Source organism: Streptomyces sp. NPDC050636, assembly GCF_040654775.1.
In the GTDB taxonomy this organism is placed as follows: domain Bacteria; phylum Actinomycetota; class Actinomycetes; order Streptomycetales; family Streptomycetaceae; genus Streptomyces.
Map to the genome: position 1 here is coordinate 60,767 of NZ_JBFAIP010000026.1, position 20,097 is coordinate 80,863.

The following is a 20,097-nucleotide window of genomic DNA, read 5'->3' on the forward strand; positions in this document are numbered from 1 at the left end:
GCTCAGCGGCGGATCAGGCCCTGTCCGGTGGCGGCGGCGACCGCGGAGGTACGGGAGTCAACGCCCAGCTTGGAGTAAATATGGACGAGATGGGACTTGACGGTCGCCTGGCTGAGGAAGAGCTGTTTGCTGATCTGGGCGTTGGACAGACCGTCGGCGACCAGCTGGAGGACCTCGGTCTCGCGGCGGGAGAGCGTGGTCGCGGGGCTGCGCATCCGGTCCATCAGGCGCAGCGCGATGGTGGGCGCCAGCGCGGACTTCCCGGCGGCGGCGGTGCGGACCGCGGCGGCCAGTTCCTCGGGCGGGGCGTCCTTGAGGAGGTAGCCGGTGGCGCCGGCCTCGATGGCGGCGAGGATGTCGGCGTCGGTGTCGTACGTGGTGAGGACCAGGACACGGGGCGCGCCGGCGCGGGCGGTGATGGCGGCGGTGGCCTGGGAGCCGAGCATCCGGCCGCCGAACTGGAGGTCCATCAGGACCACGTCGAGGTCGAGGCGTGCGGCGAGGTCGACGGCCTGTTCGGCGGTGGGGACATCGGCGGCGACCTCGAAGTCCGGTTCGGTCTCCAGGACGGCGCGCAGTCCGGCGCGTACCACGGGGTGGTCGTCGGCGAGCAGCAGCCGGATGGGGGCGTCCGTGTCGGTCACGAGGCGGCCTCCGGGGTGGTGGCGGGGCAGGGCAGGGTGACGGCGACGGCGGTGCCTTCGCCGGGGGCGGATTCGACGACGAGGGTGCCGTGCAGGGCGCGGGCCCGGGCGCGCATCGCGGCCAGGCCGAAGCCGGTGCCGGTGACGGCGGCGGAGCCGGGTGCGGGCACTTCGGAGGGGATGAAGCCGGCGCCGTCGTCGACGACGTCCAGGGCGACCTCGGTGTCCATGTAGCTGAGGGTCAGCTCGACGCGGCCAGCGGCGGCGTGCTGGACGGTGTTGGCGAGCGCGGACTGGGCGATGCGCAGCAGGGCGACCTCGTGCGGGGTGGGCAGTTCGGTCGGGGCGCCGGAGACCTGGCAGTGCACGGCGAGGCCCGACGAGCGGGCGGTGGTGGCGCAGAGCCGTTCCAGGGCGGCGGGCAGCGAGCCGGCCTCCAGGTCGGGCGGGCTCAGGGCGCGGACGAACCGGCGGGCCTCGGCGAGGTTGTCGACGGCGGCGATGCGGGCGTGCCGGACGTGCCCCAGGGCCGTCTCCGGCCGCTCGGGGATGGCCCGTTCGGCGGCCCGCAGCAGCAGTTGGATGCTGGACAGGCCCTGCGCGAGGGTGTCGTGGATCTCGCGGGCCAGCCGCTCGCGCTCGGCGAGGACACCGGCGGCATGTTCCGCGGCGGCCAGGTCGCTGCGGGCCGCGGTGAGCTCCTCGATGAGGCGGCGGCGCTGTTCGCTCTCCCGGTAGAGGGCCTGGTAGCCGAGGACGACGGCGACCGCGACGGCCGCGCCCAGAACGGGGCCGATGACCGTGCCGGCGGTGAGCGTGTGGGTGTGCCAGCCGAATCCGGCGATGGCGATGACCGTGGTGGCCGCGACGGCGGGCAGCGCCCCGCGCGGCGGCAGCAGGTGCAGCTGGACGAAGAAGAGCGGGAAGGCCAGCCAGATACCGTCCGGGGTGAGGGCGAGCAGCACCATCCAGACGAGGGCCACGGCCGCGAGCCAGAGGGCGGCGGCGGAGGTGGAGGTGCGCAGGCGGGGCATCGAGGGGCCCGCTGCGTAGAGGGCGAAGAGCGCGACGGCGGTGGTGAGGACGGCCGGTGCGTCCGGGGCGTGGCCGGCGACCGCGCGTACGGAGGCGAGCGCGAGCAGCGCGGCCACCATCAGGTGGAGGCAGATGCGCAGTACCCGCAGGACGGGGGTGAGGGAGTGATCGGTCACGGCTTCTTCGGTCACGGCTTCGTCGGCCCTGCTAGGGCCTGTCCGATGGGGGGACGGGCCCTGGTTCGGGCACGGCTTGTTCGGGCGCGGAGTCCTCAGGCTAGGCGCCCGTTCCCTCTGCGGCATCAATCGAAAGGTGGAGGCGGGGCTGAACCATTCGATCCGGGTGAACCACTCCTGGGCGCGATGCCCGGGGACCCGGTGGCAGACGACGGTGGGGACCAGCCGCCGGGCAGTGGGTCCGGCGCTCGGAGCCGAGGATGGCAGCGCCTGTGTTCGTCGCCTGGAGAGACCTGAGATTCGCCAAGGGCCGGTTCGCCCTGATGGGGGCCGTCATCGTGCTGATCACGGTGCTGGTGGGTCTGCTGTCGGGGCTGACGGCGGGCCTGGGCCGGGAGAACACCTCCGCGATCACCGCGCTGCCCGCCGACCACCTGGTGTTCTCGGCGCCCGCCGGGGACAACGCCGTCGCGTTCACCGATTCACGGCTCCCGGAGCGGACCGTACGGAACTGGGCGCGGGTGCCGGGCGTCCGGCGGGCGGAGCCGCTGGGGATCGCCACGGCGAAGGCGGAGGCGGGCGGCCGGACCGCCGCGGTGTCGGCATTCGGGGTCCGGCCCGGGGCGCGGCTGGCGCCGGCCTCCGGTCCGGTCGGGGACGGCGCGGCGGTGCTGTCCGAGAAGGCCGCCGCGTCCCTGGGCGTACGGCCCGGCGACGCGCTCACGCTGGGCGGCCGTACGGTGCGGGTCGCGGCGGTCTCGGGTGTGGCGATGTACAGCCATACGCCGGTGATCTGGACGTCGCTCGGCGACTGGCGGAAGCTGGCCGGCGGCTCGGGCGGCTCTGGGGGCGCGACCGTGCTCGCCCTGTCCACCACCGGGACGGCCGGTCTGGCCGCCGCCGACAAGCAGCTCGGCACGCGCACGGTCACCACCGACGACGCCCTCAAGGCCATCGGCTCGTACACCGCGGAGAACGGTTCGCTCCAGCTGATGCGCGGCTTTCTGTTCGCCATCTCCGCGCTGGTCATCGGCGCGTTCTTCACCGTGTGGACGATCCAGCGCAGCGGCGATGTCGCGGTGCTGAAGGCGCTCGGCGCCTCCACCGGCTCGCTGCTGCGGGACGCGCTCGGGCAGGCAGTCGTCCTGCTGGTGATCGGTACCGGCCTGGGCACCGCCGTCGCGGCCGGGGTGGGCGCCGGGGTGAGTGGCACGGTGCCGTTCGTACTGGACCCGTCCACCGTGCTGGTCCCGGCCCTGATCATGATCGCGCTCGGTGCCGTCGGCGCCGCGCTGTCCATCCGCCGCATCACGTCCGTAGACCCGCTGACCGCGCTGGGAAGTGCCCGATGAGCCTCGAACTGACCGATGTCACCCTCACCTATCCCGACGGCGGCGCCCGGCTGACCGCGCTCGACAAGGTCTCGCTGACCGTACCGGCGGGCTGTGTGACCGCGGTGATCGGCCCGTCCGGCTCGGGCAAGTCCAGCCTGCTGGCGGTGGCCGCGACGCTGATCACCCCGGATGGCGGCCGGCTGGTGCTCGACGGCACGGACACCGCGGGGCTGAGCCGCGCCGAGCTGACGACGCTGCGCCGCACGACCGTCGGCACGGTCTTCCAGCAGCCGAATCTGCTGCCGTCCCTGACGGCCGCCGAACAGCTCCAGGTCATGGCGCACCTGGACGGCCGCCCGCCTCGTAAGGCCCGGTCGCGGGCGCTGGAGCTGCTGGCGGCGGTCGGCCTGGACGGTCAGGCCGACCGGCGGCCGCACCAGTTGTCGGGCGGTCAGCGGCAGCGGATCAATATCGCGCGGGCGCTGATGAACGACCCGGCCGTACTGCTGGTGGACGAGCCGACCAGCGCGCTGGACCACGAGCGGGGCGCGGCGGTGCTGGATCTGCTGACCACGCTCACGCACCAGCGCGCCACGGCGACGGTGCTGGTGACGCACGACCGGTCGCATCTGGACGCGGTGGACGAGGTCGCCGAGATGCGGGACGGGCGGCTGAGCCTCCGGGCCGGGGCGGTTCGGTGAGCCCTGCGTACGCCGTCCGGGTGGGCTCGCCGCCGGCGCCCGGCGCGTCGCGGAGCGGCCCGCTCAGCTCCCGCCGGAGTCCTGGGGCTGGTCATCGGCGGCGTGCGAGAAGAGCTTGAGGACCGGCACGCCGACCTTGTGGCGGGCGCGGGAGGCCCAGTCGCGGTGGAAGAACTCCTCGACGAAGTGCGGGGTGGTCAGCACGATCACCTCGTCCGCCTTCGTCTGTTCGACGACGGACCGCAGCAGGTCGATCGGGTGCTCCTCGACGATCTGCCCGATGGCTTCGGCGCCCCTGGCGCGCAGCGCGGCGAGGGTGTGCGTGAGGGCGCGTTCGGCGGGGAGTTCGGTCTGCGCGCCCGCCGTTTCCTCGCCCTCGCGTACGGCGTCGTCGAACTCGCCGAGCGCCACGTCGTCGATCGCCCGCAGCAGGATGTCCTGTTTGCCACGCGGCTGCATGAGGACGACGAAGGAGGTCGGGTCGTCGCCGTGCAGCGTGCTCACAAACTCCACGTCGGCGGGCGTCAGGGGCTTCTCGATCATCAATACGCTCGTGAACACGACGGGCGCCCTTCTCCTCTTCCGGGCCCCGCATGGCACGGCGCCCACAGAAACCATCCTGCCCCGTCGCCACACGGGGCCTGTTGGCTTAAGTGTGCCCAACGGAAGCTAAGCGGAACGGGTAATTCCGTTGATATTCAGGACCGACGGTAGCGGGTGAACAGAAAGCCGGCCTCCTCCAGCACGGACACCAGGGTGAACCGCTCCGGAACCGGGACCGCGGGACCGTTCATGATCCGCGGCGCGTCACCGACGGCTACCACCGGAGCCAGCGACAGACACATCTCGTCCAGCGCCCCGGCCGCCGCGAACTGGCCCAGCAGCTTCGGCCCGCCCTCGGTGAGCAGCCGGGTGTGCCCCCGTTCCGCGAGCATCCCGGCCACCCGTACCGGATCGACGCCGAGGCCCTCGCCCGCGAACAGCACCTCGACGCCCGCCGCGCGGGCCTCGCGCACCCGGTCGGCGGGGGCGCCCTCGCCGGTCAGTACGAGCGTGGGGACCAGCGGCTCGGTGAACAGCGGCAGGGTGAAATCCAGCCCCAGACCGGCCGTCACCACGGCGATGGCGGGCGCCGGGCCCTGGCTCGCGGCGGCCCGGCGGGCGGCGAACGCCTCCCGGGCGCGGGCCGGCCGGTAGCCCTCCTGCCGGACCGTTTCCGCACCGACCACCACCGCGTCCGCGAGGCCCCGCAGCACGCCGAAGATCCGCATATCGGCGGTACTGGAGAGCGGCTGCGAGCGGCCTTCGTGATGGGCCGCGCCGTCCATGGAGGAGACCATGTTGGCGCGCAGCCACCCGGTGCGGCCGGCCCGGACCGGATCGTCCGTCTCCGGATACGCATAGGCGTCGGCGAGTTCGTCCAGCGTCCACTCGCGGTCCACGGGGTCGGGCGCCACCGCCCTCGCTGTGGGACTCCCGGCGTCAGAGGCGGGCGCGGACCGGTCAGAAAGGGGGAACAGGCGTCGCATGGCGGCAGTGTGACATGGCTCGCTCGCCGGACCATCCGGTGTCGCACAGCGACTAGGCTGGACGGCTGTGTCACCTTCCCAGTCCTCGTCCCAGCAGCCCGCCCCGACAGCCGGAGAGCCGGCCGACGGGAGCGACGCGGCCCCCGCCGCGCTCACCGCACGCGCCCCACACGTCCCGGCCGAGCATCTGGTCGCCGAGATGGTGCCGCCGCCGCGCTTCCAGGGCGCGCGCTTCGACACCTACATCCCGGACCCGAACCAGGCCAGCCAGGCCGAGGCCGTCGAGGTCCTGAGCGCCTTCGCCGCGAGCATCGACGGCGGGACCGCCGCGGCCAAGCGGCGCTGGTTCGGCAAGAGCAGCAAGAAGGCCGCGCCTCCCAAGGGCCCGCGCGGTGTCTACCTGGACGGCGGCTACGGCGTCGGCAAGACCCATCTGCTGGCCTCCCTGTGGCACGCCACCCCCGCCCCGGCCGAGCGCAAGGCCTTCGGCACCTTCGTCGAGCTGACGAACCTCGTCGGCGCGCTCGGCTTCCAGCAGACCGTACGCACCCTCAGCGACCACAAGCTGCTGTGCATCGACGAGTTCGAACTGGACGACCCCGGCGACACGGTCCTGGTCTCCACCCTGCTCGGCAAGCTGGTGGACGCCGGAGTGGCGCTGGCCGCCACATCCAACACGCTGCCCGGCAAGCTCGGCGAGGGCCGGTTCGCCGCCGCCGACTTCCTGCGCGAGATCCAGGGCCTGAGCGCACACTTCCGCCCGCTGCGCATCGACGGCGAGGACTACCGCCACCGCGGCCTGCCCGAGGCGCCCGCCCCGTTCGACGACGAGACCGTCACCCGTACCGCGTACCGCACCCCCGGCGCTTCCCTCGACGACTTCCCCTCCCTCCTGGAGCATCTGTCCAAGGTGCACCCCAGCCGGTACGGCGCGATGTGCGACGGCATCCAGGCCGTCTGCCTCACCGATGTCCAGGCGGTACCCGACCAGTCCACCGCGCTGCGCCTGGTGGTCCTCGCGGACCGGCTCTACGACCGTGAGGTGCCGGTGCTGACCTCCGGCAAGGCCTTCGACGAGCTGTTCAGCGACGAGATGCTGCGCGGCGGCTACCGCAAGAAGTACTTCCGCGCCATCTCCCGTCTGACGGCCCTGGCCCGCGACGCGGGGCCGCTGGTAGCGGGGTAGCGGGGGCGGCGCCCCGGTCACCGGCTCCGCGACACCTGGAGAACAGCGCGCGGACGGTTCCCGACGGCCGGGGTGCGTGATACACACATGCGGGTCACATCTCCTGTCCGCCAACAGGGAGTTGCCCATGTCTGCGACACGACGTCAGATCCTGGCAAGAACCGGCGCGTTGGGCGCCGGAATCACCTTCGCCGGCAGTCTCTCGGAGATCTTCGCGGGGACCGCGACCGCCCAGAGCATGGGACAGGGCGGCTACGGACCGCTGATCCCGGACCCCGACGGCCTGCTCGACCTCCCCAAGGGCTTCCGCTACAAGGTCCTCTCCCGGGAGGGCGACCCGCTGCCCTCCGGCGAGGGCAAGGTGCCCAGCAACTGCGACGGGATGTCGGCCTTCCCCGGCAAGGGCGGCCGCAGGCATCTCGTACGCAACCACGAGAACCGTACGGCGTCCCGCTCCGCCGTCCCCACCGTCCGCGGCCTGACCTACGACCCCGGCGGCGAGGGCGGCTGTACCGCCCTGGAACTCGACGCGGACGACAACGTCCGCTCCGAACGCGTCGCCATCGCCGGCACCTCCACCAACTGCGCGGGCGGCCCCACCCCCTGGAACACCTGGCTGACCTGCGAGGAGACCGAGCTCCGGGCCGGCGACGACAACTACACCAAGGACCACGGCTTCATCTTCGAGGTCGATCCGTACGACCCGCGCCGCACCGGCGCCGTGCCGCTGACCGCGATGGGCCGCTTCCAGCACGAGGCGATCGCCGTGGACCCCGGCACCGGCACCGTCTACGAGACCGAGGACGCCTTCGAGAAGCCGTTCGGGCTCTTCTACCGCTTTCTGCCCGCGAAGCCGAGGGGCGGCCGCGGCTCGCTGCGCGCCGGCGGCCGCCTCCAGGCGCTGCGCGTCCCCGGCGTGCCCGACCTGTCCGCCGTCCAGCAGCCGGGCACCACCTTCGACCACGTCACCTGGGTCGACGTCCCCGACCCGCTCGCGCGCGAGACCCCCATCCGCTTCCAGGACTTCGGCCCCCAGGGCATCACCCACGCCCAGAAGCTGGAGGGCTGCTACTGGGGCGGTTCCTGCGTCTACTTCGTCGCCAGCTTCGCGCACCGCAAGGACGGCTCGACGGCCGACCACTACGGCCAGGTGTGGAAGTACGACCCGAAGCGGCGCCGCCTCACGCAGGTCGTCGTCTTCGGCCCGGACACCGACCTCCAGCTCCCCGGCGAGTCCCCCGACAACATCTGCCTCGCGCCCAGCGGCGGCCTGATGGTCTGCGAGGACGGCGAGGGCGCCCAGCATGTCTACGGCCTCACCCGGCGCGGCGAGGTCTACGCGCTGGCACGCGGCCGGCAGAACATCGGCACCCCGGAGAAGCCGGAGTGGGGCGAGTTCGCGGGCGTGACGTTCTCGCCCGACCACCGGACCATGTACGCCAATTGCTACCAGCCGGGCACCACGTTCGCGGTGACGGGGCCGTGGAAGCACTGACGCTGCGCTTTGCCTGGGCCGGCTTGGTCGCGCGCCGTTGCCGGCCGGCCCGCCGTTGGGGTTGTTCGCCGTTACGCCTGCGGCGGGCGTTTGTTCGTCGGGTGCGGTGACAGACCTCCGGACTTCGTCCTGCGGTCTGTCACCTCCCGTGGGTGGGTGGAAGGGGCCAGTAGGGGCATGCGCTTCATGTCAGGCGTCTGTGGTCGTCCACAAGGTGCATCTGTCCGTGTGCCTGTGCCCCCACTGGTTTTCTCCACCCCTATCGGGAGAGGCCGGGTCGCAGGACGGAGTCCGGAGGTCCGGCACTGCTGCCGAACAGCCCCGCGCAGCGGAGGCCCCCTCACATCCGCCGGGAGCTGAGCGCGCAGGCGGTCGCGGTGGCGGCCGCCGCGATCAGCACGGTGGCGGCGAGCGGCAGCCAGGGTGTGGTGATCGTGCCGCTCGCGGACCCGGTGACCATCCCCGACACGGCGGCGTTGGCGGGCGAGGCGCCCAGAACGGACAACAGCAGCGCGGCGAGCAGCCCCGCCGGTATGGCGGATCCGGGACTGCGCAGGACCGGCCAGTTGCACAGCGCGCCTATCGCGATCCCCAGCAGCACGCAGGCAAGCGCGGTGAGCAGCCCCGCGCCGGTCGCGGCCAGGACCGGAACGGCGACGCGGTGGTCCGAGGAGCGCGGGTCGGAGGTCAGCGCGACGAACGCCGTGCCCAGTAGCCCGAGGATCACCGCCGCGCCCGTCGCGGTCAGCACGCAGGCGAGATGGACCCGGCCGGGCCCGGCGGCGGCCGCCGCGCAACTACGGGCGGCCGGCGGCTCGTTGGTGACGCAGATCCGGGTGAGCCACACCGCGACGGGCAGCAGCCCGGCGGAGGCGAAGCCGTACGAATCGAGGATCGGCCCGCCGGTCTGGACGCCGACGGCCAGATATGCCGCGTAGAGGATGACCGGCGGCAGCCAGCGGTGCGAGCCGACGAGCAGCGCCGTCTGATAGCGGAGGAGAGCGATCACGGGAGGAAACCCTCGTCGGGGTCGGAGGCGGGGGCTGGGGTGAAGCCGGCGTCGGGGGTGGGGGCGAATGCGGGATCCGTGTGCCGGTCACCGGGCTGGTCCGGGGGCAGGGCGGCGGTGACCGAGCGGATGTGCCATGGCGGGCGGGCCGTGAGCAGCACCCGCAGCAACGCGTCGGAGTGGACGGCCGGGACGGTGAGGCGGGTCGTGCCGTCCGGCCCCGCCGCGATGTCCGGTGCGCCGGGCAGGTCCGGGCCGCTGCCCGGTGGCCGCTCCGGGACGCTCCCCGGCGCCCTCTCGGCCTCGATGACCACTCGCGGGCCCGCCGCGACCGCAGCGCCGGAAGCCGTCCGGCTCTCCTCGGCCAGCAGCCGCCCGTCCACGACCCGATAGCGCGCGTCGGCCGCGCCCTCCAGACGGCGCGGGTCGTGATCGACGAACACCACGGTGCCGCCGTCCGCGACCCGCTCGGCGACCGCCCGGTCCAGGACCTCGCGCGCGCCATGGTCCAGGCCGGTCCAGGCCTCGTCCAGGACGAGGAGTTCGGGCTCCGCGAGCAGCGCCTGGGCGACCGCGACCTTCTGGCTGGTGCCTTTGGACAGTTCGGCCAGCGGCGTACGCGCGTGCCCGGCCGCCCCGAAGCGTTCGAGCCACTCGGTGGCGCGACGCGCCGGCTCCGGGCCCCGCAGGCCATGGACGCGTCCGAGGTGGGTGAGGTATTCGACGGCGGTGAAGGGCAGCGCGCCCGGGAACCGTTCGGGTACGTAGGCGGTGCGCGGACGCCCGGTGATCTGTCCGGCGCTGGGCCGGTCGATCCCGGCGAACAGGCGCAACAGGGTGGACTTCCCGCTGCCGTTGATCCCCTCGACGCGCAGCAGCGCACGAGCGGGCACCTCAAGATGCACATCGCGCAGCACCCAGGGCCCAGCCACCCCGTAACGCCGACCGACCCCGTCCAGTCTCATGCGTTCCCGCACTTCCCCCGCCTTCCCCCAACCCCCGGCATCCCCCGACTCCTTCAACGTTTCGTGACCGGATCAGTTCCCGGACGCCTTCTCCGGACGCAGCTCGCTCGGCCGTACGATGACGAATCCCTCGCCGTCCAGGCGGAGTTGGACGGCCTCGCCGGAGCCGCCGCGGATCATCGAACCGACGCTCTGCGAGCGGTGCAGCGTGGTCTGCAGGGAGCTGCTCCAACCGACCACCGCGTCAGTGTCGACGAATACCGGGGCCTGCGGCGAGACGGGTATGACGATGGGGTTGCCCTCACACATCACACCCAGCTTGCCGTGGCCGCTGAAGACGGAGTTGAAGAGCCCGCCGCCGACCATGCCGGCGCCCTTGACGACCTTGATCTCGTAGGAGAGGGACGGGTCGAAGCACAGCACACTGCGGCCGTTGACGGTGATGCCGTCGCCCGGGGCGAGGTCGATGATGAAGCAGTTCGCGGCCTCGTGGGCGAACCACACCTCGCCCCGGCCCCGTACGGCCATCAGCGCCAGCCCCTCGCCGGTGACGGCCCGCTTGAGGAACTTGCCCACCCCCTGTCCCTGCTTCTCGAACTGCAGATCTCCGCGGTAGGCGATCATCGCGCCCTGGCGGGCGTAACACTCGCCATCCAGGGAGTACTTGAGCGACTTCGCGTTCTGCTGCGTCATACCGGGCGCGGTCGCCGGCGTGGCCATGTTCTCGGAGGCGAAGAGGTCACTGTTCATGGCCAGGATGCTAGTAGGGCTTGGTCAGGTTCACTCGGCAGTGGCGTGTCTGCTTGATCGGTGGTGTCATTGATCGAGTGTGATGGGTGGGGAGTTGGCCGTGGTCCGGTGTGACCTGGAGGACTTCGCGGCGGAGATGTTCGAGCCGTTCGCGCGTGCGGATCAGCGTCGGTGGGTGGGTCAATCTGCGGGGCTGTTGCTGGACGGACACCGCAAGTCGGTGGAGCCGATGGCCGCCCGCCTGGGCGAGGACGGCAACCGGCAGGCCGTGGTCCACTTCGTCACCTCCAGTCCGTGGGATGCGGCCATGTGCGGGCCCGTCTGGCGTGGCGGATGCAGCAGGTCGTCAACCGACGGCGCTGATCATCGACGACACCGGGTTCCTCAAGGACGGGGACGCGTCCGCGTGCGTGACCAGGAAGTACACCGGCACGGCGGGCAAGGTCACCAACTGCCAGGCCGGGGTATCACTGCCTCTGGCGTCCAACGGGCCTCGGCGGCGGTGAATTGGCGTCTGTTCGCCGTGAAGCAGCCGGTCATCGCAGCCGGCAAACGCACCGCACGGCCAGTGCAGTGGAGGGAGGGCTCACGACCCGGCACCGGCCACAGTGGCCTGGAGCGCATGCACTCCCGCTTCGTGGCCCTGCGGATCAGGCCCGCCGGACGCGAGATCCGCAAAGCCGCGGCCGGCACCGAGCCGCCGGCGTGCTGGCTGCCGGCTGCCGGCTGCCGGCGTGCTGGCTGAATAGCCCGCCACCGAGGACGAACCCGTGCAGTTCTGGCTGCCCAACCTGCCCGAGAACACCCCGCTGGCCACCCTCGTCCGAAACGCGAAACTCAGGTGGCGCATCGAGAACGACTACCGCGAGATGAAACAGGCCCTGGCCTGGCCCACTTCGAAGGCCGCACCTGAAACGGCTGCCACCACCACGTCACCCTCATCTCGATCACCCACGCCTTCCGCACCCTGCAACGGCCGGCCCGGTCCCCAAAAGAGACGACGTCGGCCTGAGCCTCTACCGAGTCGCCCGCGAACTCCACTTACTCCTCGCAACCTGGACCGGCGCCTACCCCACCCGTCACCGCGACACACCCGACCCCACACCAACCCGACCAAGCCCTACTAGGAGTCGTGCACAGCAAATACGGCGTCACATCTGTCACGGACTTCGACATCGTGGGTAGCGATGACCACGGCACATCCGGCCTTGCTCATCTCGCGCAGGACGTCGACAACCATGGTGGTATTGGCGTCGTCGAGGGCACCGGTCGGTTCGTCCGCGAGCACCAGGGCCGGCCGCAGGAACAGGAGCCGGGCCAACGCCACACGCTGCTGTTCTCCACCGCTGAGGTGGTAGATCTTCTCCTTTCCCCGCCCCGCCAGGCCGACCCGGTCAAGTGCCTCGTCGATAGCCGTGCTTGCTTTGCTCCGCAACGACCGGCGCGGCTTGGCGACTACTTCCAGGTTCTCGTTGACAGTCGCATTTTCGATCAAGGCATAGTGCTGAAACAGATAGCCGAGAGTATCGCGGCGGAACTGGCGGATCTCACGTCGGCCAAATCGAGTGATGTCCTTACCCTCATAACGAATCGCCCCGGCACTCGGCCGGTCGAGCAGCCCGAGACAGTTGAGGAGGGTCGACTTCCCCGATCCGCTGGGGCCGACAAGGGCGAGCATCTCACCGCGGTTGATAGTGACGTTGACGTCGCGCCACAGAGTCCGGGAACCGAATTCCTTCGACAGATTCTCAATATCGATCACAACATACTCCGGCTGAGTGGAGGCATTTCACGCTTGTACGGGTCACTCCTCACGTCTCGGTCGCCCCTTCCTTCACTATGCGGCGATGAAAGAACGCGAGAGCGAGGAGCACAGCCCCGAATTCGAAAGCAACAAGACCAGTGATGACACCGAGATCCAGCACGGTGATATGAACAGGCTCAAAGGGGGCGGGCTCACCGGCGGCAGCGTACTTCTTCAGCTCCTGTTGCTGCGCCCATGCGTCGAAAGGAACCCGGGTGGCAAAGATGACCGCAATAGCCACCTCTACAGCCAGGATGAAACGATGGGTGGCGAGGTATCTCCAGCCGCCGATGTGTTGCACAAATATACTCTGCGCGTTCTTTCGCGAGTAGATGATGCAGACACCTATACCGGCACCGAGGAGCACGATCACTGCAACGATGAGGTTGAAGACTTGCAGTCGAAGCTTGTTGGCCGAGGCCCTGAGGTCCATCGCGGTTTTCTGGCCTACGGGACTTATCGAGCTCACATAGTTCTGCAGTTCTTCCGCCTTGATGCCGTTGAGCGCGTCATCAGGGTCGGGGAAGACTATGCCGGCCTGAGTGGCGAACGTGGTATAGGCGTCGTCCGTAAGGAAACGCGATCCATTGGGGACGACAACAAGGACCGGGTCGCGGACCAGGGATCTTTCCTCGTCTGGGCCATGTGCCGAGTTGTACACGTTGGCACCGGTGTTGTAGCCAAAGAGCCGTTGCCCCGTCCGGCTCTTGAGTGTCTTGATCGGGATGTCCCGGTTGAGATCCGGATCAATGATCTCGGCAGCCGCTTTGGTGATCGCTGGGGCGTGCGGGGTCAGCGATTCGGGAACGATGACCCGTACCGAGCGTGGGTCCGGCGTCTTGCCGCTCTGGGCAGTGGCGGTATAACGACGTCCCGCCGGGTCGAGCACTGGCTGCTCGCCTAGATAGGTGTCGTTGACGATGAGGATCTCACCGGCCGGCAACTGTGCGGCGGGGGCGGCGCCCTGGAGATCACTACGCCCGGCAACAATGATCTTGCCCTGCCCGTCGGCCTCGCGCAGCCACGGGCCGACATGCTTGTCCAACTGGTCCGTGTGCATGGCGAAGGCGCCGTTGAGACGGAGCGACACCGCATCACCCACGGCGTCATAGGCATCCCGGTTTTCCTGGCGCGTCAGCACATCTCGGGCCGCGAGAGAGACGCTCGTGGCGATGCTGAGGGCGAGCAGCAGCGCGGGGATGCGTACCAGGTAGACGCTGATGGATGCGTGCCTTGAGGGCAGATCACCTTTGAGGGCACGCAGTACGTCGACCTTGAAAGTCAGTGCGAGCACGGCCGCATGGGTGGCAAGGGCCAGGACAGCCAGCAGGACGGCGGCCCCTACGGCCACCGATGCGAACAATCCGCACCACGCGAAGCCGTTGTAGAAGCCGAGGAAAGCCAGCGTCACAGCCACCCCGGCGCCGACCGCCACCAGCCAGAACACTGCCAACTGTCGTAGATCACGCAAAAGGATCCCGACGAACGACATCCCCTGCATGCGGAGGACCGCGTACGACTTCGCATTGAGCAGCACGCTCGCACCGGTCATCGTCAGCGCGGCTAGGGCGACCACCCACAAGGCCCTGAGCAAGGGGTCGTCCGAGTACCTGTCGGACAGTTCGGCGTACGACAGCGGGTGACTGATCTCGGCGGTCAGACCGAGTTCGCCGAACTTGGCCATCAGGTCATCGGCATCCGCAGCTGATCCGAAAACGTAGTAGGAACCCCGCGGATCCCGTTGCCCGAGGTCGGCGATCGGATGCACGCGCGTTTCGTAGTTCCCGCTGAACGCCGGATAGCCTTCGTCCAGCCATGCCGCCGTCAGGGACTGGGTTCCACTCGGAGCCAGGTACAGATGCCGAATCCCGTCGGGGTTCTGCAGATCGGACACCTCACGGGCCACTCCGACCCCGCGCTCGGCCGAGAACTTCTCTACGGCTTGGACTACTTGAGCAGCGCTCACCGAGTCGTCGGAGTCGAGCACGTCAACCAGAGCCGAGTTTCCCAGAACCCCGCTCTCATCCAGCCCCTGCACAAACAGAAACGCCAGCACTGCAGAAAAGGTCAAGATGGCGGCGTGAACGAATCGTATGCCTCGGTGCAGCATCGGATACCTAGGTTGAGGGCGCTCGGCGAGCACACGTCCGGGAAGGTTCAAGCTGTGAGAAGAACAGCTGTGGGGGGAATGAAGCATTCGCCCCCACAGCCGTGCGAGTCAGGCATGCGAGAGCGGCGCCACTCACGCATTCCTAAACTCGGGGTTCAACCAGGCGACTTAGCACTGCTTGTCGTAGTAGTACTTGACGCTGCCGCCGTTCTTCGTCCCGGAGGCCTTGGACCACTTCCCCTTGGCCGTACAGCCACTCTTGAACATCACGCCGCCGATCTTCACCGAGGAAGCGTGCTTGTTCTTGTTGTGCTTGTAGTTCGACCAGGCCGAGTTGGCGCCCTCGTCGTAGCTCCACCGGCCCCCGCCGACGTCGACGGTGGTGGCCAGCGCCGGAGTGGCCGCGGCGAAGATGAGGGCCACCGATGCGACGGCGGTCTTAATACCCGTTCGCTTGTTCATGAATGATTCCCCTTTCATCATGATCTTGATCTGAACAAGTCAAGATCATGATGCAGAAGGTGACTGCGGCGCAACTCTCCAGTACGTGATCCAAATAACCCTGAACCCATGGAACCCCGCGAGGCGAACTTGCATCGGCGGAGGCCTAACTCCCGGATAGGGCTGGGCACTTGACTTCTTAAGAGTTCAACCAACTTCGTGAACCAGACGTATTTTTGGTTAGGGTGAGTGGCCTTTACACTCCCTGCCGCTCCGCCCTTTTCAGCAGCCCCTCAGGAAGCCCTCGTTCATGCCCCTTGACAGCACACTCCGTTCGTCGCCTCGCGCTGCAAGGGGCGGAGCAACGCCCATAGCGTCTCCAACTGACCCGCGGCATCGCCACGTTCTTGTCTGGCTGATCCCGATGCTGTGGACCTTTGCCCTCGGCCTGTGGGGCCTGTCGCGCCAGGACAGTGTGTGGCGGGACGAGGCCGCGACCTGGCAGGTGGCCCAGCGCTCCACGGCCGAAATTTGGCACATGCTGGGGAACGTCGACGTCGTGCACGGGGGCTACTACCTGCTGATGCACGCCGTGTTTGAGTGCTTCGGCCCCAGCACCACCACCCTGCGGCTGCCTTCGGTGCTTGCCATGGGGGTGGCCGCGGCGTGCGTGGCGCTCATTGGCCACCGACTGGCCGGCATATGGGTGGGCTTGGCGGCAGGTATGGCCCTCGGACTGCTTCCGGCCGTGCAGTTCTATCTCCAAGAGGGGCGACCGTACGCACTGGTCGCGGCCTGCGCCGGGATCTCCACACTGCTCCTCGTGACCCTGCTCCAGGGGTGCGGCCGCACGGTGCACTGGGTTGCCTACGGCGGCACCGTCTTGGCGAGTGGGCTTCTGAACTGGCTCGTGCTGCTGATCCTGCCGGCACACTTGGCGACTCTGGTCTGGACCCGAGCCGGCCGCCGAATACGCAACCGCTGGGCGATCACCTCTGCGGCCGCCACGGTCTGTGTGCTGCCCTTGATCCTCTTCAGTCGGGGCCAGTCCGCACAGGTGTCATGGATACCGCCACTGACCTGGCACATGATGATCGGCCCGGCGGTCCTGCTGACGATCGGTGGCGTCGGCGCCCTACTGGACCGGCCCCGAACAGGCCGACTGTCGGTGGCTGTTGTCGGGCTGCCGCTCCTGGCGGTGCCGACGCTCGGCCTCATCGGTCTTTCCCTGATCCAACCGCTGTTCTTGGACCGGTACATCCTCTTCAGTCTGCTGGGTCTGGCGCTGCTGATCGGTACCGTCATCGGCTCTGCGGTCCAGGCGGCCAGGCCCCGACTCCCGAGGGCGTCGAAATGGCTTCTCCCCGTGGTGATCGTGGTGGCGATGGTAGCGCTGCTGCCGCAGTCGCTGGCCAAGCGATCCCCGGAAAGCCGGGTGGACGACGTCCTGGCGATAGCGTCGGATGTGCGGCGGATGAATGAGCCGGGGAGTGCGGTGCTCTTCATCCCGTCGGCACGTCGGGACACCAAGTCCGTCACTCCAAGCGCCTTTTCCGGTCTGCGAGACATAGCTCTGGCAGAGAGCCCGCAGAAGTCCGGGACGCTGAAGGGTGTGGAGGCGAACCCGAGTGACATACGGGCCGCGATGCTGACCCAGCGACGCATCCTGCTGGTGACGGACGCACCGCAGGTGGCGAAGCCGGTGGCGGCACAGCGGGACAAGGTGAAGACCTCCGTACTGAAGAAGTACTTCAGGGCCGTGTCCAACGAGCAGGTTCGTGGCCGGAGGGTCACGACGTACGAGCGGCTCACGTCGACCGATTGAGGGCAGCGGGCCAACTCGCCCCCGTTTCTGAGTTTGCACGGCCGCCACCGTGGCGCCCTCCGGGCTCGACGACCCGGAGAAGAAGATCGCGAAGCTGTCCACCGAGCCGACGACTGGTCCCGCTCGTCGTTCTTCGGCGGCCGTGCAGCAGGGCAAGGCCGACGGCCCCCCACGGGTGTTCAGGGAGTCGGGGGATGAGCTCCCTAACTCCTAGTAGGGCTTGGTCAGGTTGGTGTGGGGTCGGGTGTGTCGCGGTGACGGGTGGGGTAGGCGCCGGTCCAGGTTGCGAGGAGTAAGTGGAGTTCGCGGGCGACTCGGTAGAGGCTCAGGCCGACGTCGTCTCTTTTGGGGACCGGGTAAGCCGTTGCAGGGTGCAGAAAGCGTGGGCTGCATCCGCCACGCCAGACGGGCCCGCCCATGGGCCGCATCCCACGGACTGGAGGTGATGAAGTGGGCCACGGCTTGCCGGTTGCCGTCCTCGCCCAGGCAGGCGGCCATCGGCTCCACCGACTTGCGGTGTCCATCCAGCAACAGCCCCGCAGATAGACCCACCCCACCGACGCTGATCCGCACGCGCGAACGGCTCGAACATCTCCGCCGCGAAGTCCTCCAGGTCACACCGGACCACGGCCAACTCCCCACCCATCACACTCGATCAATGACACCACCGATCAAGCAGACACGCCACTGCCGAGTAAACCTGACCAAGCCCTACCAGGGCGTGGCGGGGAACTGGCCGCCGTTTCTGCCGCGTCCGGCAACGGGCGGTGGGTGCGGTGTGGCTCTGGGGCCTGGACGGGCGGTCGGCGGCGGGGCGGCTGTCAGTGGTGGCTGGCAGACTGGAATGGTGATCAGCACCGAGACCACCGGCCCCGTCGGTCCCAGCAGCCCCCGTGACCACGGCGGGACGGCCGGGAGCAGCGGCCCCCGCCATGAAGAGACCGACCGGGACGCGGCCCCGCAGTTCGTGCTGCCGCTTGTCGCACGGATCGAGAAGGCCGCGCCGCCGGCGCGTACGGACGCGCTGGAGACGGCGGCGCGGGCGGTGCTCGTACTGCTCTCGGACGAGCGCGCGGTGGGCGACGGCGAGTGGGCCGGGGCGGTGCGGGACTGGCAGGACGCCCGGATCCGGAAGGTGGTGCGGCGGGCGCGCGGCGCGGAGTGGCGGCGGGCGGAGGCGCTGCCCGGGATCACGGTCCGCGGCGAGAGCGCGGAGGTGCGGGTCTTCCCGCCGGTGCCGCTGGACGGGTGGCCGAAGGATCTGGCGCGGCTCCAGGTGTCGGGGACGGAGCTGGAAGATCCGCGGCGGCCCGCCGAGCCCGGTGCGGATCATCCGGTGCTGTGGCTCAATCCCGATCTGGAGATGTCGGCCGGCAAGGAGATGGCGCAGGCGGGGCACGGGGCGCAGCTCGCGTGGTGGGAGCTGGGCGAAGCGGAGCGGGCGGCGTGGCGTGCGGCGGGGTTCCCGCTGGCGGTGCGGTCCGCGGAGCGGGAGGCCTGGGAGGCGCTGACCCGTAGTGGGCTGCCTGTGGTGCGGGATGCCGGGTTCACGGAGATCGCGCCGGGGTCGTGCACGGTCGTCGCCGATCATCCCGCGCTGCGGGACCGGCGGCTCTGACACGGGCGAGCGACGAGCTCTCAACGCCCCCTCCCCCGGCCCCGGGGCCGTACCCCGTCATCGCGCAGGAAGCTCAAATCAACCTCTGAACCCCTCATGTGCAGGGTTCGGCTCGCCGTGACGGGCCATGAGTACCGACACCACGGAGCGAGAGGGGGAAGCATGGAGCGCCTTGGTACGGGAATCGGCTGGCGGCCGGAGATAGCCGCGGAGATCGCCGGGCTGCCCGGTGTCGACTGGGTGGAGGTCGTGGCCGAGAACATCTGTCCCGGCCATCTGCCGCCCGCGTTGCAGGAGCTGCGCGAGCGCGGCACGACCATCGTCCCGCACGGGGTCTCGCTCGGCCTCGGCGGCGCGGACCGTCCGGACGCCGGGCGGCTGACCGCCCTGGCCGAGCGCGCCGGGACGCTGGCCGCACCGCTGGTCACCGAGCACATCGCGTTCGTCCGCGCCGGCGGCCCGCTCACCGCCTCACCACTGATGGAAGCCGGGCATCTGCTGCCGGTGCCGCGCACCCGCGACGCGCTGGACGTGCTGTGCGAGAACGTGCGGATCGCCCAGGACGCGCTGCCCGTGCCGCTGGCCCTGGAGAACATCGCGGCGCTCATCAACTGGCCGGGCGAGGAGCTGACCGAGGGACAGTTCCTCTACGAACTCGTCGAGCGGACCGGTGTACGGCTGCTCATCGATGTCGCCAACCTCCATACGAATCACATCAACCGGGGCGAGGACCCGGCCGTCGCGCTGGACGAGCTGCCGGTCGAGGCCATCGCGTACGTCCATGTCGCGGGAGGCGTGGAGCGGGACGGGGTGTGGCACGACAGCCACGCGCACCCGGTCACCCAGCCCGTGCTGGACGTGCTCGCCGAGCTCTGCGCCCGGACCACGCCGCCCGGTGTGCTGCTGGAGCGCGACGAGGACTTCCCCGAGGGCGGGGAGCTGGCCGGGGAACTCGATGCGATACGCGCCGTACTGAAGGAGGCCCGTCATGTCCAAGCGGCTTGAGCCGGTGACGGTCCGGTCCGGGAGCGGGACGACAGCCCCGGGCGGCTCCACGGAGGCGGCGCGGCAGCGGCTGGCGCTCGCGCAGACCGCGCTGCTGTCCTCTCTAGTCGCGGGGACGCCCGCCCCGGAGGGCTTCGACGGCGGCCGGCTGCAAGTGCAGAGCCGGGCGCTGACCGCCAAGCGGGCCTCCGTCGTCGCCAAGGTCGCTCCCGAGCTGCCCGAGATCCTCGGCGAGGACTACCGGGCCGCCTTTGTCGGCTATGCCAGGCACCGGCCCATGGGCGGCGGCTACCGGCAGGACGCCCTGGACTTCGCGGCGCATCTGCTGGCGCAGGACCGCCCCGAGGACCCTGCGGCGCGGCGGCAGTTGACGCAGTGGTGGCGGGATCGCGCCGGGCCGAAGCCGCCGTCCACGGGACCCGCGTCCCGCCTCGCTCACGCCGTTCGACGCGCGCTGCACCGGAGGTGAT

General features: G+C 69.9%; 17 protein-coding genes and 3 pseudogenes. 9 read left to right on the plus strand and 11 right to left on the minus strand.

All coding sequences use genetic code 11. The features are described 5' to 3' along the window. Positions 1-2 precede the first annotated feature (2 nt). Both AB0I10_RS20590 and AB0I10_RS20595 read right to left on the minus strand, forming a co-directional pair. A complete protein-coding gene (locus tag AB0I10_RS20590; protein WP_363153964.1) occupies positions 3-644 on the minus strand; it encodes a response regulator transcription factor in 642 nt (213 codons plus the stop codon). Beyond that, on the minus strand, positions 641-1,798 hold the full coding sequence (locus AB0I10_RS20595) for a sensor histidine kinase (protein ID WP_363153991.1): 1,158 nt from the start codon (positions 1,796-1,798) through the stop codon (positions 641-643). The genes AB0I10_RS20590 and AB0I10_RS20595 overlap by 4 nt, the downstream gene beginning before the upstream one ends. A 329-nt stretch (positions 1,799-2,127) precedes the next feature. Here AB0I10_RS20595 and AB0I10_RS20600 point away from each other — a divergent pair, with 329 nt between their 5' ends. Both AB0I10_RS20600 and AB0I10_RS20605 read left to right on the plus strand, forming a co-directional pair. Then, positions 2,128-3,207: an FtsX-like permease family protein gene (locus AB0I10_RS20600; RefSeq protein ID WP_363153992.1), complete on the plus strand. Its 1,080-nt coding sequence runs from the start codon at positions 2,128-2,130 to the stop codon at positions 3,205-3,207. Next, a complete protein-coding gene (locus tag AB0I10_RS20605; RefSeq protein ID WP_363153965.1) occupies positions 3,204-3,890 on the plus strand; it encodes an ABC transporter ATP-binding protein in 687 nt (228 codons plus the stop codon). Before AB0I10_RS20600 ends, AB0I10_RS20605 begins: the two co-directional genes overlap by 4 nt. Positions 3,891-3,953: 63 nt before the next feature. Here the strand turns inward: AB0I10_RS20605 and AB0I10_RS20610 are convergent, their stop codons facing one another. Both AB0I10_RS20610 and AB0I10_RS20615 read right to left on the minus strand, forming a co-directional pair. Further along, complete coding sequence (locus AB0I10_RS20610; protein ID WP_363153966.1) at positions 3,954-4,433, minus strand: indole-3-glycerol phosphate synthase; 480 nt, start codon at positions 4,431-4,433, stop codon at positions 3,954-3,956. A 155-nt stretch (positions 4,434-4,588) separates the two neighbouring features. Continuing rightward, entirely contained in the window at positions 4,589-5,419 is an 831-nt protein-coding gene (locus AB0I10_RS20615; protein WP_363153967.1) for a pyrimidine reductase family protein, read from the minus strand. Positions 5,420-5,486: 67 nt separating this feature from the next. Here AB0I10_RS20615 and zapE point away from each other — a divergent pair, with 67 nt between their 5' ends. Both zapE and AB0I10_RS20625 read left to right on the plus strand, forming a co-directional pair. Beyond that, entirely contained in the window at positions 5,487-6,605 is a 1,119-nt protein-coding gene (zapE, locus tag AB0I10_RS20620; RefSeq protein ID WP_363153968.1) for a cell division protein ZapE, read from the plus strand. Between the two features lie 127 nt (positions 6,606-6,732). Continuing rightward, entirely contained in the window at positions 6,733-8,100 is a 1,368-nt protein-coding gene (locus AB0I10_RS20625) for an alkaline phosphatase PhoX (RefSeq protein WP_363153969.1), read from the plus strand. 340 nt (positions 8,101-8,440) lie between these two features. On the opposite strand, the gene AB0I10_RS20630 is transcribed toward AB0I10_RS20625, so the two are convergent. From AB0I10_RS20630 to AB0I10_RS20640, 3 genes are all read right to left on the minus strand, one after another. Continuing rightward, positions 8,441-9,109 carry an ABC transporter gene (locus tag AB0I10_RS20630; protein WP_363153970.1) on the minus strand — a complete coding sequence of 223 codons (669 nt, stop codon included), beginning with the start codon at positions 9,107-9,109 and terminating at the stop codon, positions 8,441-8,443. Then, complete coding sequence (locus tag AB0I10_RS20635; RefSeq protein WP_363153971.1) at positions 9,106-10,074, minus strand: ABC transporter ATP-binding protein; 969 nt, start codon at positions 10,072-10,074, stop codon at positions 9,106-9,108. The genes AB0I10_RS20630 and AB0I10_RS20635 overlap by 4 nt, the downstream gene beginning before the upstream one ends. Positions 10,075-10,146: 72 nt before the next feature. Next, positions 10,147-10,824 (minus strand): AIM24 family protein, encoded by a 678-nt coding sequence (locus AB0I10_RS20640; RefSeq protein ID WP_363153972.1) that lies wholly within the window; start codon positions 10,822-10,824, stop codon positions 10,147-10,149. A gap of 155 nt (positions 10,825-10,979) precedes the next feature. On the opposite strand from AB0I10_RS20640, the pseudogene AB0I10_RS20645 reads away from it, so the two are divergent. Further along, positions 10,980-11,291: pseudogene (locus AB0I10_RS20645) on the plus strand (transposase); the annotation flags it as partial. Between the two features lie 656 nt (positions 11,292-11,947). On the opposite strand, the gene AB0I10_RS20650 reads toward AB0I10_RS20645, so the two are convergent. The 3 genes from AB0I10_RS20650 to AB0I10_RS20660 all read right to left on the minus strand — a co-directional run bounded on the left by AB0I10_RS20650 (position 11,948) and on the right by AB0I10_RS20660 (position 15,200). Then, on the minus strand, positions 11,948-12,586 hold the full coding sequence (locus tag AB0I10_RS20650; protein WP_363153973.1) for an ABC transporter ATP-binding protein: 639 nt from the start codon (positions 12,584-12,586) through the stop codon (positions 11,948-11,950). 49 nt (positions 12,587-12,635) lie between these two features. Continuing rightward, positions 12,636-14,699, minus strand: a complete 2,064-nt coding sequence (locus AB0I10_RS20655; RefSeq protein WP_363153974.1) for a hypothetical protein — start codon at positions 14,697-14,699, stop codon at positions 12,636-12,638. Between the two features lie 207 nt (positions 14,700-14,906). Further along, positions 14,907-15,200: a lactococcin 972 family bacteriocin gene (locus AB0I10_RS20660; protein ID WP_363153975.1), complete on the minus strand. Its 294-nt coding sequence runs from the start codon at positions 15,198-15,200 to the stop codon at positions 14,907-14,909. A 403-nt stretch (positions 15,201-15,603) separates the two neighbouring features. Between AB0I10_RS20660 and AB0I10_RS20665 the strand changes: the two genes are divergently transcribed. Both AB0I10_RS20665 and AB0I10_RS20670 read left to right on the plus strand, forming a co-directional pair. Next, positions 15,604-17,004 carry a glycosyltransferase family 39 protein gene (locus AB0I10_RS20665; RefSeq protein WP_363153976.1) on the plus strand — a complete coding sequence of 467 codons (1,401 nt, stop codon included), beginning with the start codon at positions 15,604-15,606 and terminating at the stop codon, positions 17,002-17,004. 49 nt (positions 17,005-17,053) lie between these two features. Then, on the plus strand, positions 17,054-17,218 hold the full coding sequence (locus AB0I10_RS20670) for a hypothetical protein (RefSeq protein ID WP_363153977.1): 165 nt from the start codon (positions 17,054-17,056) through the stop codon (positions 17,216-17,218). A 215-nt stretch (positions 17,219-17,433) separates the two neighbouring features. Here the strand turns inward: AB0I10_RS20670 and AB0I10_RS20675 are convergent. Continuing rightward, positions 17,434-17,577: pseudogene (locus AB0I10_RS20675) on the minus strand (transposase); the annotation flags it as partial. A gap of 274 nt (positions 17,578-17,851) precedes the next feature. On the opposite strand from AB0I10_RS20675, the gene AB0I10_RS20680 reads away from it, so the two are divergent. Then, a complete protein-coding gene (locus tag AB0I10_RS20680; RefSeq protein WP_363153978.1) occupies positions 17,852-18,622 on the plus strand; it encodes a peptidyl-tRNA hydrolase in 771 nt (256 codons plus the stop codon). 162 nt (positions 18,623-18,784) lie between these two features. Next, positions 18,785-20,096: pseudogene (locus tag AB0I10_RS20685) on the plus strand (DUF692 domain-containing protein). Position 20,097 lies beyond the last annotated feature (1 nt).

Bases quoted from the DNA above. Each gene is read 5' to 3' on its own strand.
- AB0I10_RS20640 (WP_363153972.1), bottom strand. From the start codon at position 10,824: ATGAACAGTGACCTCTTCGCCTCCGAGAACATGGCCACGCCGGCGACC.
- AB0I10_RS20665 (WP_363153976.1), top strand. From the start codon at position 15,604: ATGCTGTGGACCTTTGCCCTCGGCCTGTGGGGCCTGTCGCGCCAGGAC.
- AB0I10_RS20595 (WP_363153991.1), bottom strand. From the start codon at position 1,798: ATGGTGGCCGCGCTGCTCGCGCTCGCCTCCGTACGCGCGGTCGCCGGC.
- AB0I10_RS20660 (WP_363153975.1), bottom strand. From the start codon at position 15,200: ATGAACAAGCGAACGGGTATTAAGACCGCCGTCGCATCGGTGGCCCTC.
- AB0I10_RS20635 (WP_363153971.1), bottom strand. From the start codon at position 10,074: ATGAGACTGGACGGGGTCGGTCGGCGTTACGGGGTGGCTGGGCCCTGG.
- AB0I10_RS20610 (WP_363153966.1), bottom strand. From the start codon at position 4,433: ATGATCGAGAAGCCCCTGACGCCCGCCGACGTGGAGTTTGTGAGCACG.
- AB0I10_RS20605 (WP_363153965.1), top strand. From the start codon at position 3,204: ATGAGCCTCGAACTGACCGATGTCACCCTCACCTATCCCGACGGCGGC.
- AB0I10_RS20625 (WP_363153969.1), top strand. From the start codon at position 6,733: ATGTCTGCGACACGACGTCAGATCCTGGCAAGAACCGGCGCGTTGGGC.
- AB0I10_RS20615 (WP_363153967.1), bottom strand. From the start codon at position 5,419: ATGCGACGCCTGTTCCCCCTTTCTGACCGGTCCGCGCCCGCCTCTGAC.